General features: G+C 34.4%; 12 protein-coding genes. All 12 read left to right on the top strand.

The genetic code is table 11. The features are described from left to right. Positions 1 to 192 precede the first annotated feature (192 nt). Positions 193 to 918: a GntR family transcriptional regulator gene (locus ACQKP0_RS05610; protein ID WP_427404832.1), complete on the top strand. Its 726-nt coding sequence runs from the start codon at positions 193 to 195 to the stop codon at positions 916 to 918. Between the two features lie 39 nt (positions 919 to 957). Further along, a complete protein-coding gene (locus ACQKP0_RS05605; protein WP_427404831.1) occupies positions 958 to 2,028 on the top strand; it encodes a BMP family lipoprotein in 1,071 nt (356 codons plus the stop codon). Positions 2,029 to 2,241: 213 nt separating this feature from the next. Beyond that, complete coding sequence (locus tag ACQKP0_RS05600) at positions 2,242 to 3,777, top strand: ABC transporter ATP-binding protein (RefSeq protein ID WP_427404830.1); 1,536 nt, start codon at positions 2,242 to 2,244, stop codon at positions 3,775 to 3,777. Beyond that, entirely contained in the window at positions 3,770 to 4,813 is a 1,044-nt protein-coding gene (locus ACQKP0_RS05595) for an ABC transporter permease (RefSeq protein WP_427404829.1), read from the top strand. The genes ACQKP0_RS05600 and ACQKP0_RS05595 overlap by 8 nt, the downstream gene beginning before the upstream one ends. Then, on the top strand, positions 4,814 to 5,773 hold the full coding sequence (locus tag ACQKP0_RS05590) for an ABC transporter permease (protein ID WP_427404828.1): 960 nt from the start codon (positions 4,814 to 4,816) through the stop codon (positions 5,771 to 5,773). It begins immediately after the preceding gene. 182 nt (positions 5,774 to 5,955) lie between these two features. Continuing rightward, positions 5,956 to 7,236 (top strand): EF-P 5-aminopentanol modification-associated protein YfmF, encoded by a 1,281-nt coding sequence (gene yfmF, locus ACQKP0_RS05585; RefSeq protein ID WP_427404827.1) that lies wholly within the window; start codon positions 5,956 to 5,958, stop codon positions 7,234 to 7,236. Further along, entirely contained in the window at positions 7,233 to 8,522 is a 1,290-nt protein-coding gene (gene yfmH, locus ACQKP0_RS05580) for an EF-P 5-aminopentanol modification-associated protein YfmH (RefSeq protein WP_427404826.1), read from the top strand. The genes yfmF and yfmH overlap by 4 nt, the downstream gene beginning before the upstream one ends. 117 nt (positions 8,523 to 8,639) lie before the next feature. Continuing rightward, positions 8,640 to 9,362, top strand: a complete 723-nt coding sequence (gene ymfI / locus ACQKP0_RS05575) for an elongation factor P 5-aminopentanone reductase (protein WP_427404825.1) — start codon at positions 8,640 to 8,642, stop codon at positions 9,360 to 9,362. Positions 9,363 to 9,430: 68 nt separating this feature from the next. Next, the gene (locus tag ACQKP0_RS05570) at positions 9,431 to 9,694 is read left to right on the top strand and encodes a DUF3243 domain-containing protein (RefSeq protein WP_427404824.1); all 264 of its coding nucleotides are present in this window, start codon (positions 9,431 to 9,433) and stop codon (positions 9,692 to 9,694) included. A gap of 270 nt (positions 9,695 to 9,964) precedes the next feature. Then, entirely contained in the window at positions 9,965 to 10,756 is a 792-nt protein-coding gene (locus ACQKP0_RS05565; RefSeq protein WP_427404823.1) for a DUF3388 domain-containing protein, read from the top strand. Between the two features lie 18 nt (positions 10,757 to 10,774). Next, a complete protein-coding gene (locus ACQKP0_RS05560) occupies positions 10,775 to 11,674 on the top strand; it encodes a helix-turn-helix domain-containing protein (protein WP_427404822.1) in 900 nt (299 codons plus the stop codon). Between the two features lie 164 nt (positions 11,675 to 11,838). Next, complete coding sequence (gene pgsA, locus ACQKP0_RS05555) at positions 11,839 to 12,420, top strand: CDP-diacylglycerol--glycerol-3-phosphate 3-phosphatidyltransferase (protein WP_427404821.1); 582 nt, start codon at positions 11,839 to 11,841, stop codon at positions 12,418 to 12,420. Positions 12,421 to 12,447 lie beyond the last annotated feature (27 nt).

The raw sequence follows: 12,447 nt of genomic DNA, 5'->3' as shown, positions 1-12,447 counted from the left end.
GGAAAGTGCGGAAATAAAAGGATTTCCGCACTTTTTAATTAATTGTAATAAATCTTTTATCTTATCGCTATTTTTCGACAAAATGAAAAATTTATATTTATTAACTGCTGAAAAAATGGTATAGTATTTTCGATTAGTAGGTAAAATAGCTCAAAGGTCTGATGTCTTACGAAAGTTTGGTGGTTTCCATTTATGTTAATTAAAACAGATAGTCGACATCTATATCTTCAAGTGATTGATCGTCTTAAAAAAGACATCGATGCTGGAGTATATAAAGAAAAAGAAAAATTACCATCTGAATTTGACTTAGCAAAGCAGCTTGGTGTTAGCCGAGCGACACTACGAGAAGCACTTCGGATTCTAGAAGAAGAAAACGCTATCACTCGTCGTCATGGTGTCGGTACATTTGTTAATCCAAAGCCTTTATTTACTTCAGGAATTGAACAATTATGCAGTGTTACCGACATGATTAAACAAGGTGGAATGGAACCAGGAACTATATTCTTAAGTTCAAAGACCCAAATGCCAACCGAGGAGGATATCAGTCGTTTTTCATGTGGTGAAGAGGATGAAATTGCAGTCATTGAAAGAGTAAGAACAGCTAATGGCAATCCGGTTGTATACTGTATTGATAAAATACCGGATAATTTTTTTTCTAGGGAATATTCTTATCATGACGGTTCTCTTTTTGATATTTTAGAACAAACAAACGGGAAAAAGATCACTCATGCAATTACTCAAATTGTACCAATTGGCTACCACGAAAAGGTATCGCCAATTCTTGAATGTGATCCAGAAACCGCTTTATTAGTTCTAAAACAGCTTCATTACAATGAAGATGAAAAACCGATCCTATACTCTGTTAACTATTTTAAAGCGGATAAATTCAGTTTTCATGTCGTTCGAAAACGAATTTAGCTTCTACCTAATTAAATCAAAAAATAGGGGGTTCAAAAAGTGAAAAAGCGTAAAATCGGTTTCGCTCTCTCACTAGTATTAGCTGCAGGAACACTTTTAGGTGCTTGTGGTACAAGTGACAAAGGACAAGGTACAACTGGTAAGAATGAAAAGAAAGGAAACTTCACAGTTGCTTTAGTTACAGATGTCGGTGGAGTTGATGACAAATCATTTAACCAATCTGCATGGGAAGGTCTTGAAGAGTTTGGTAAAGAAAATGGTTTGACAAAAGGTACAAAAGGTTATGACTATCTTCAATCAAAATCACCTTCAGATTATAAAACAAACTTAAACACAGCTGTTCGTAACGGATTCGATTTAACATATGGTATTGGTTATATACTAAAACCTGCAATTGAAGAAATTGCTGACCAACGTAAAAATAGCCATTTTGCCATTGTTGATGATGTTATTACCGGTAAAAACAATGTAGCAAGCATTACATTTAAAGAACATGAAGGCTCTTTCCTTGTTGGTGTAGTAGCAGGTTTAACGACAAAAACAAATAAAGTTGGCTTTATTGGCGGTACAGATAGTGACTTAATTAATAAATTTGCTGCTGGATTCCAAGCAGGTGTGAAAGCGGTTAACCCTAAAGCTGATATTAAAATTGACTTTGCAGGTGCATTCGACAAAGCGGATAAAGGTCAATCTATGGCAGCAGCAATGTATCAATCTGGTATTGATATTATATATCATGCTGCAGGTGGAACTGGTGTTGGTGTTTTTACAGAAGCTAAAAACATCAAACAAAAAGATCCAAGTAAAAACATTTGGGTAATCGGTGTTGACCGTGACCAAGTGGAAGAAGGCAAATACAATGGTAAGGATAGTGTAACATTAACATCCATGATCAAGCGTGTAGACTTAGCAGTGAAAGATTTATCTAAAAAAGCAATGGATGGTAACTTCCCTGGCGGTAAACAGATTGAATACGGCTTAAAAGAAGACGCTGTAGGAATTTCTCCATCACAAGATAATGTATCTCCTGACGTATTAAAAGCTGTTGACGAATGGAAGCAAAAGATTATTAATGGTGAAGTCAAAGTACCTTTAAAACCTACTAAATAATTTTATTAAAAGTGGGATTGAAACTTGGTTTCAATCCCACAAAAAAGTTTTAACTGAAAAGTAAAAACTATTGGTTTGCATTTTACTTTTCATTTAGAATTTTTTAGAATCCCTTTAAAGTAATAATGTAGGAATTATACACTGTACGATGTATATTGTTTAAGCTATAAGTTTTAGAAAAATAGCGTTTACCTTTTTTAAGGAGTGAAAAGAGTGGAATATGTAATAGAGATGCTCGGTATTCGAAAAGAATTTCCAGGAATTGTTGCAAATGATAACATAACACTGCAACTGAAAAAAGGGGAGATTCACGCTCTTTTAGGCGAAAATGGGGCAGGAAAATCAACATTAATGAACGTTCTTTTCGGTTTGTATCAACCAGAAAAAGGAGAAATTCGTGTAAATGGGAAAGCGGTTAAAATAACTAATCCAAACATTGCTAATGATCTAGGGATTGGTATGGTTCATCAGCATTTTATGTTGGTGGATACATTTACTGTTACAGAAAATATTATTCTCGGTAAAGAACCAAAATCATCTGGTACGATTGATATTAAAAAAGCAGAAAAAGAAGTTCGAGAAATTTCAGAAAAGTATGGTTTAGCGGTTAACCCAAGGGCAAAAATAGCAGATATCTCTGTTGGAATGCAGCAAAGAGTAGAAATTTTAAAAACATTATACCGAGGGGCCGAAATCATCATTTTTGATGAACCAACAGCTGTTTTAACGCCTCAAGAAATTACAGAACTTATTCAAATAATGAAAACGTTAATAAAAGAAGGAAAATCGATCATTTTAATTACGCACAAATTAAAAGAAATAATGGAAGTTTGTGATCGAGTTACTGTTATCCGTAAAGGTAAAGGAATTGGGACAGTAAATGTTAAGGAAACAAATCCAAATGAACTTGCAAATTTAATGGTTGGTCGTGAGGTAGTTTTTAAAACAGAAAAGAAGGCGGCTAGTCCAACAAACAATGTATTGGAAATAAAAGATTTAGTAGTAAAAGACCTTAGAGGGGTACAAGCTGTTCGAGGATTAGATTTAAATGTCCGTTCCGGTGAAATAGTAGGGATTGCTGGTGTTGATGGAAATGGTCAAACTGAGCTAATTGAAGCAATCACTGGCCTTCGTAAATCTGAAAGCGGCTCTATCAAGATTAATGGAAAAGAGATACGTAATTTAAAGCCTCGGAAAATTACGGAATCCGGTGTTGGACATATTCCTGAAGATCGTCATAAACATGGTCTGGTTCTTGATTTTCCAATTGGCGAAAATATTGTTTTGCAAACTTATTATCAAAAGCCTTTTTCAAAAGGCGGTATTTTAAATTTTAAACAAATATACAAAAAAGCGACCAAGCTTATTCAAGAGTTTGATGTTCGTACACCTAGTGAATTTACATTAGCACGTTCATTATCTGGAGGAAATCAACAAAAAGCAATTATTGGCCGTGAGTTTGACAGGAATCCTGATCTTTTAATTGCAGCACAGCCTACAAGGGGCTTAGATGTTGGTGCAATTGAATTTATTCATAAACGTCTAATTGAACAGCGTGACAATGGAAAAGCAGTATTATTAATTTCCTTTGAACTTGATGAAGTTTTAAATGTAAGTGATCGAATAGCCGTTATTTACGAAGGTAAGATTGTTGATATTGTAGATCCAAAAACGACATCAGAACAAGAACTTGGATTATTAATGGCAGGATCCAAGGGTCAGGGAGCAGGTGAAAAAGCGAATGTCTAATCGTTTATTAAATATTTTAATACCAATTGTTTCTGTTTTATTAGGATTGATCGCAGGGGCTATTATTATGCTAATCAGTGGATATAATCCGATAGATGGTTATCTTGCATTGTGGAATGGTGCATTTGGGGACTCCTTTTATATTGGAGAAACCCTTCGCCAAGTCACACCATATATTTTTGCTGGCTTAGCGGTAGCTTTTGCTTTCAGAACAGGTCTATTTAATATCGGTGTAGAAGGACAGCTTCTTGTTGGCTGGGTAGTATCTGTTTGGGTTGGACTAGCCTTTGATTTACCAAAATTCATCCACTTACCACTTGCAATTATTGCCGCTGCTCTTGCAGGTGCACTTTGGGGATTTATCCCTGGTTTTCTAAAAGCAAGGTTTCGAGTTCATGAAGTAATTGTTACAATTATGATGAACTATATCGCTTTACATGTAACTAATGCTATTATTCGTAATGTTCTTACTAAACAAGCAGATACGACTGTGGAAATTCCAAAGTCTGCTTCATTAAAATCAGACTTTTTACAAAGCATTACAGACTATTCAAGTCTTCATAATGGAATCTATCTTGCAATTATTGCCGCAATTATTATGTGGTTTTTACTTGAAAAAACAACGAAAGGGTATGAACTCCGATCAGTTGGGTTTAACCAGCATGCTTCTCAATATGCAGGGATGAATGTAAATAAAAATATTATGCAGTCGATGGTTATTTCAGGGGCATTTGCTGGTCTAGCTGGAGCAATGCAAGGACTTGGGACCTTTGGAATGGCATTTATACAATCAAGCTTCTCTGGTGTAGGTTTCGACGGAATTGCCGTCGCCCTTTTAGGTGGAAACACAGCCTTTGGAGTTGTAATTGCATCTATTCTTTTTGGCGGTTTAAAGGTTGGATCTCTAAATATGCCAATTGAAGCTGGAGTGCCAAATGAACTTGTAGAAATCGTAATTGCATTAATAATCTTCTTTGTAGCTTCAAGCTATATGATTAAATGGATTATTACTCGTTTTAAAAAGGAGGTGAAATAAGTGGATTTAATGACTGCACTTGAAATTATCATTACTTCATCCCTTTTAGTAGCTGCTCCGCTTATTTTCACTGCATTAGGTGGAGTTTTCTCTGAACGATCAGGAGTTGTTAATATCGGTTTAGAAGGGCTAATGATTATCGGGGCTTTTAGTTCTATCGTTTTTAATTTAACTTTTGCAAAAACCTTCGGAGAAGCTACCCCATGGATTGCTTTAATTATAGCTATGATTGCTGGAGCAATTGTAGCATTATTACATGCCGTTGCATCAATAACATTTAGAGCAGATCAAACGGTAAGTGGTGTTGCAATAAACTTTTTTGCATTAGGGTTATCATTGTTTCTAGTGAAGAAGTGGTATGATAAGGGACAAACTGATTTTATTACAGAAAATTTTCGTAAAATTGACATCCCTTTTCTCAGTGATATTCCGGTTATTGGTAAACTGTTGTTTAGTAATGTAACATACGCATCCTATCTAGCAATCATAATGTCTTTTGTTGTTTGGTTTGTTATCTATAAAACTCCTTTTGGATTAAGACTTCGATCTGTAGGGGAGCATCCTGCAGCAGCAGATACAATGGGAATTAATGTAACGAAAATGCGATATATAGGGGTAATGTTATCAGGCGTATTTGGTGGACTTGGTGGAGCAGTATATTCACAGACGATCACACTAGATTTCAGTCATTCAACGATTGCTGGACAAGGATTTATGGCTTTAGCCGCAATGATTTTTGGTAAATGGCATCCATTAGGTGCAATGGGAGCTGCATTGTTCTTTGGATTTGCCCAAAGCTTAAGTATTATAGGAGGAGATATCCCGTTCCTTAAGGATATCCCGAGTGTTTATTTATTGATTGCACCATATGTATTAACTATATTAGCTCTGGCTGGATTCATAGGACGTGCTGATGCACCAAAAGCCAGTGGTATTCCTTATATCAAAGGACAAAGATAGTTTTTTATTGAAGGCTCCGAATTTTTCGGAGTCTTTTTTGCGTCTAAAAAGTTTAAACCCAAATGATATTAATAAAAATAACTGGTACAAAAGGTAAATACTTGTAGGACATGAACATTAACATGTATAGTAAGGATAACTACATAACAAAATAATAAAAGTAAGTTAAAGGAGGCATGGCTATGGCGATAGCAGATGAAATTACTACTAAGAAAAACGGTTACACGCTACATATTGTAAAAACAAGTAAATATAAAACAAATACACTTGTCTGGAAAATGAAAGCACCTCTTTCCGAAGAGACGGTAACACTTCGTGCGCTCTTACCAAATGTTTTACAAAGCAGTACGAAACAATATCCGACAACTACTGCCTTAAGAACTTATTTAGACGATTTATACGGTGCTGGTTTTTTTGTTGACTTAGCTAAAAAAGGTGAGCAGCATATTATGTCTTTTTCAGTGGATATTGCCAACGAAAAGTTCCTCAAAGATTCTACACCATTGCTTCAAAAAGCGATAAATTTCTTGTCAGAGGTTTTATTGAATCCAAATATCGAAAATAATTCTTTTCATCCAGAAACAGTTGAGAAAGAAAAAAGGACACTCAAGCAAAGAATTCAATCTATTTATGATGATAAAATGAGATATTCGAGTGTCCGACTTGTTGAAGAGATGTGCAAAGATGAACCATATGCATTGGATGCCAATGGTAAGCTTGAGAAAGTAGAAGAAATAACACCGAAAACATTATTTGATTATTACCAAAAAGCAATAAATGAAGACGAATTACATTTATATATCATTGGTGATGTTGATGAAATAGAAGTTGAAATGTTTTGTGAAAATCTAAATTTTGAAAATAGAACATCGCACCCATTTGAAAACAAACAAAGTATCCAAGTTGAGAAAGTTAAAGAAATAAAGGAAAAGCAAGATGTTAAACAAGGAAAGCTTAACATCGGATACAGAACAAATGTAATATTTGGCGATAATGATTATTTTGCCCTTCAATTATTTAACGGAATTTTTGGCGGCTTTTCACATTCCAAGCTTTTTATTAATGTTCGTGAGAAAGCGAGTCTTGCTTATTATGCTGCAAGTCGACTTGAGAGTCATAAAGGCTTATTAATGGTAATGAGTGGAATAGAAGCAAAAAATTATGATCAAGCTGTCACGATCATTCGTGAACAAATGGATGCAATGAAAAAAGGAGATTTTTCAGAACAAGAAATTGAACAAACGAAAGCGGTTATAAATAATCAACTATTAGAAACCACCGACACATCCAGAGGCTTAGTCGAAATACTATATCATAATGTAATTGCTCAACAAAAATTAACTGTCAATGATTGGATACAGGGGATAATTAAAGTGACAAAGCAAGATATCATTAAAGTGGCAGAAAAAATTGAGTTAGACACAATCTATTTCTTAACAGGAATGGAGGGAAATGAAGCATGAAAGAAATTGTATTTGAACAATTAGATGAAACACTTTATTATGAAAAAATGTCTAATGGACTTGATGTCTATGTGTTACCTAAAAAAGGCTTTAGTAAGACTTTTGCAACATTTACAACAAAATATGGGTCAATAGATAATGACTTTATCCCATTAGAATCAAAGGATTATAAACATGTCCCAGATGGAATTGCACATTTTTTAGAGCATAAACTATTTGAAAAAGAAGATGGAGATGTCTTTCAGCAATTTAGTAAGCAAGGTGCATCTGCAAATGCATTTACTACTTTTAACCGAACAGCTTATTTGTTCTCTAGTACTTCAAATGTAGAAAAAAATTTAGAAACGTTAATCGATATGGTGCAAAGTCCATATTTTACTGAAAAGACTGTAGAAAAAGAAAAAGGGATCATCGGTCAAGAAATAACGATGTATGATGATAACCCTGATTGGCGTTTATATTTTGGAGTAATTGAAAATATGTATCAGCACCATCCAGTAAAAATTGATATTGCTGGTACAATTGAATCGATTTCTCCGATAACAGATAAGCTTTTATATGAGTGTTATCATACCTTCTATCACCCAAGTAATATGCTTATCTTTGTCGTTGGAGCTATTGATCCTGAGCAAACAATGACTCTAATTCGTGATAATCAAAATAAAAAAGATTATAAAGACATGCCAGAAATTAAACGCCGGTTTGAAGAAGAGCCTTCACAAGTAGCCGAGAAAAAGCGTGTACTGCGTATGAATGTTCAAACACCAAAATGTTTAGTTGGAGTAAAAGCATGCGATGTAAATCAAAGTGGTAAAGAAATGCTTAAAAATGAACTAACGATAAATATATTATTAGACATTCTCTTCGGGAAAAGCTCAAAAAATTATTTTGAATTATATAATGAAGGATTAATTGATGAAACTTTCTCCTATGACTATACTCAAGAAGGTGGCTTCGGCTTCTCTATGGTTGGAGGGGATACTGAAAATCCAGATGAGTTAGCCAATAGGCTGCAAAAAATTATGTTAGAAGCAAAAAATGGTCAGCATTTTACTGAAGAGGCGTTGGAAAGAACGAAGAAAAAGAAAATTGGAGGATTCTTACGGCAGTTAAATTCTCCAGATTTTATCGCGAATCAGTTTACAAGATATGCTTTCAACGAAATGAATCTTTTTGATGTAGTGCCTTCATTAGAAGAAATCACTTTTACAGATTTGAAAAAATCTGCTGAACGTTTCTTTGAAGAAGATCGTTTCACTGTTTGTCAGGTTGTTCCGAATAAATAAAAACGATTTTAATGTTAGCTGGGACGTTTAAAATGATTTAGAGGGAAAAACTCGGTAGTTTCCGGGTTTTTCTTGTTTATCTATTAGTAAAGTGCAACGAATTAGGAGAGAAAGATCATGAAAAAATTTGCGTTAATTACTGGAGCAAGCGGAGGGATAGGCTCAGCAACTGCGATTGCCATGGCAAAGGATGGCTGGAATTTATATCTTCATTACAATAAAAACAAAGCGGCAATGGATCGATTAATAAGGAAGCTTGAAAATTACAAAATTGAGATGATTCCGATTCAAGCAGATCTTTCAACAGATGAAGGGATTTCTAAGCTTTTAAACAATATTTTTCACATAGATGCGATTTGTTACGTTAGTGGGATATCCCACTATGGATTATTTGTTGATACAAATGAACAGGTTTTTGAAAGCATGTGGAAGGTCCATGTATATGCACCTATGGTTATTATTAAAAGTTTATTGCCTAAATTAATGAAAAATACTCGTTCACATATTGTATTAGTTAGTTCAATTTGGGGGCAAACGGGTGCTTCCTGTGAAGTTGTTTACTCTACTGCAAAAGGAGCTCAAATTTCTTTTGTAAAAGCGCTAAGCAAAGAAGTGGCAAGGAATGGTGTAAGGATCAATGCTGTTGCTCCTGGAGCCGTAAAGACGCAGATGCTTGATATGTTTACAGCTGAAGATCTACAAATGTTAGAAGAAGAAATTCCTATGGGAAGATTAGCAAGACCTGATGAAATTGCTGAAACGATTCTATTTTTACTTTCTGAAAAGGCATCTTACATATCTGGGCAGGTATTAGCGGTAAATGGCGGATGGTATACGTAAAAAATGTGTATAAAATAAATCTGTAAAGAGCAAAATAACTTCGAACTTAATATAAGGAGGTTCGAATGATGTCTGTTTTAGAAAACTGGGATCAATGGAAAAACTTTCTGGGAGATCGATTAAATCAAGCGAAACAACAAGGGATGTCACAGGACACAATTAATGGATTAGCAGAACAAGTGGGTGATTATCTTTCACAGCAGGTCGATCCAAAAAATGAACAACAACGAGTACTTGCTGATCTCTGGTCCGTTGCTTCCCAAGATGAGCAGCAGGCAATTGCGAGTATAATGGTAAAGCTTGTCCAAAATAATGGAACACAACAACAATAGGAATAAATTCAATGGAGGGGATATACCCCTCTTTTTTTATCATGTAACAACATTTAAGTTGTTCGTGTTGCTAGTAGTATTTTAGAATGGAAAAGACAATAAATGAAATCGTCTATATCGCTGACTTTTTCCAATCAAACCTTTGACTCCAAATATCTTGAAAGTTTCGTAGTGTTTTTCTACAATACAGGCTACTTTTTCCTTTCATATTAATGAAAAATCATATATGATATAACCTAGATGTTAGAAAAATATTTGGTGGGGGTTTATATGGATCGTAAAGAATGGTATTTTGAATATGAAATTCAAATAAACCGACCAGGTCTATTAGGTGATATTTCCTCCTTGTTAGGGATGTTATCAATTAATATCATTAGTATTAATGGTGTAGATGATGGTAGGCGCGGTCTCTTGTTATTAGTGAAAAATGATGAACAAATAGCAAGACTCGAGTCTATATTAACAACGATGGAAACAATTAAAATAACAAAATTTCGTGAACCGAAATTAAGAGATAAATTAGCAGTAAGGCATGGCCGATATATACAGCGTGATGCTGATGATAAAAAAACCTTCCGTTTTATTCGGGATGAATTAGGATTACTTGTTGATTTCATGGCTGAATTATTTAAGCAAGAAGGACATAAATTAATTGGCATACGTGGGATGCCTCGTGTGGGGAAAACGGAATCAGTTGTAGCAGCAAGTGTATGCGCAAATAAGAAATGGCTATTTGTATCTTCTACTTTATTAAAACAAACGATACGGAATCAATTAATAAGAGATGAATATAGCTCTGATAATATTTTTATTTTAGATGGAATTGTTTCAACACAAAGAGCAGATGAAAGACATTGGCAGCTAGTAAGAGAGATTATGCGACTACCTGCTGTAAAGGTCATAGAACATCCGGATATTTTCGTTCAAAATTCCGAATACTCTTTGGAGGATTTTGACTATATCATAGAGTTACGAGATAATCCGAATCAAGAAATTACATATGAAGTTATTCAAAAAAATAATATGTTTAGCGATACAGGTTTTGGTGGATTTGATTATTAGATTGGCAGGTGTTATTGTGTGACGGAGTTAGGAAGCAAACTGAAAGAGGCAAGACAAGCTAAAGGACTTAGTTTAGATGATTTGCAGGAAATTACTAAAATACAAAAGCGATATTTAAAAGGGATTGAAGAAGGAAATTATGATATGATGCCTGGAAAATTCTATGTTCGGGCATTTATTAAGCAGTATGCTGAAGCAGTTGACTTGGAAACAGATCAAATATTTGATGAGTATAAAAGTGAAGTACCACAAGTTTATAATGAGGATTTACCCGAGAAAATTTCGCGTGTCCAAACTAGGAAAACTGTATCACCAGGAACATCTAAAATGTTTGAAATTTTCCCCAAAATCCTTGTTGCGGTTTTTATACTTGCTGCCATTGTCCTTGTATGGTACCTAGCATCTAAATATGCAGGTTCTAATGCAAAGGGAAATCTCGGTGATTCAACGGAAACCCCTGTTGAGCAAGTGCAGCAAACAAACAAACCAAATGAAAAAAATCAAACGAAACCTAGCACTGAGAAAAATAAAAATCAAGAGAAATCTTCAGATGAAGAAAATACTACAAAGGAACAAGAAAAACCTGTTCAAGAGATAAAAGCAGTTAGTACAATTGGAAACAACACTACTTATCAATTGTCGAATACAGACAAATTTGAGTTAAAGATTGTTTCAACAGGCGAACCATGGCTTGAAATTAAAAATGGAAAAGGTCAGTCATTATTCAATGGAACGATCAATAATGGGAAGAGTCAAACAATTGATTTTTCAAATGAAGACAAAGCAATACTTAACATAGGAAGAACGACTGAAACAGAAATCTATGTTAATGACGAAAAAATTGATTTTGCAGTCTCTCCTAATGATATTGTACATCAGTACATAACAATTCAATTTGAACCGTCTAAAACTGAATAGTCATCATTAGATGACTATTTTTCTTGCTTTTATAAATTCTATTGGGAGATAATAATTTATATAAAGTACAATACGCTAGCGTAATATTGTTTTTAATAAATTCTAATTAGGTTTTGATATACTATTTCTATTCTTATTAGAAATTGATGATGGAGGAAGTATCTGTGAATTTACCAAATAAAATTACTGTTTTACGTGTTTGTTTAATACCAATCTTCGTTATTATCATGGTTGCACCTTTTAATTGGGGCAGTATTGAGCTTATGAATGCACAAATGCCTGTCACTCATTTTGTAGCTGCTATTATTTATATTCTTGCTTCTGTTACTGACTGGATTGATGGTCATTATGCAAGAAAACATAATTTAGTAACGAATTTAGGGAAGTTTTTAGATCCTTTAGCTGACAAATTACTTGTTTCTGCTGCTTTTATCATTTTAGTAGAACTAGGTACCGCACCATCGTGGATTATTATTATCATTATTAGTCGTGAATTCGCAGTAACTGGCCTGAGAGCTATTTTAGCAGCTAGTGAAGGTGAAGTTGTAGCTGCCGCTATGCCGGGGAAAATAAAAATGTGGACCCAAACTATCGCTATTGTATTAATGCTTCTGCATAATTTTCCTTTTGGGGAAGATGGATTTCCATTAGCGAATATTGCATTGTGGATTTCATTATTTTTTACAATCTGGTCTGGTTGGGATTATTTATATAAAAATCGCCATGTCTTCGTTAATTCTAAATAGCAGTTTTTCACAAACATAGGGGGAAGG

This window comes from Heyndrickxia sp. NPDC080065 (genome assembly GCF_050281185.1).
Classification (GTDB): Bacteria; Bacillota; Bacilli; order Bacillales; family Bacillaceae_C; genus Heyndrickxia.
This window is presented reverse-complemented; position numbering and strand designations above follow the sequence as displayed.

Coding starts and splice junctions, on each gene's coding strand:
- ACQKP0_RS05610 (WP_427404832.1), top strand. CDS start 193: ATGTTAATTAAAACAGATAGTCGACATCTATATCTTCAAGTGATTGAT.
- ACQKP0_RS05595 (WP_427404829.1), top strand. CDS start 3,770: ATGTCTAATCGTTTATTAAATATTTTAATACCAATTGTTTCTGTTTTA.
- yfmF (WP_427404827.1), top strand. CDS start 5,956: ATGGCGATAGCAGATGAAATTACTACTAAGAAAAACGGTTACACGCTA.
- yfmH (WP_427404826.1), top strand. CDS start 7,233: ATGAAAGAAATTGTATTTGAACAATTAGATGAAACACTTTATTATGAA.
- ymfI (WP_427404825.1), top strand. CDS start 8,640: ATGAAAAAATTTGCGTTAATTACTGGAGCAAGCGGAGGGATAGGCTCA.
- ACQKP0_RS05570 (WP_427404824.1), top strand. CDS start 9,431: ATGTCTGTTTTAGAAAACTGGGATCAATGGAAAAACTTTCTGGGAGAT.
- ACQKP0_RS05565 (WP_427404823.1), top strand. CDS start 9,965: ATGGATCGTAAAGAATGGTATTTTGAATATGAAATTCAAATAAACCGA.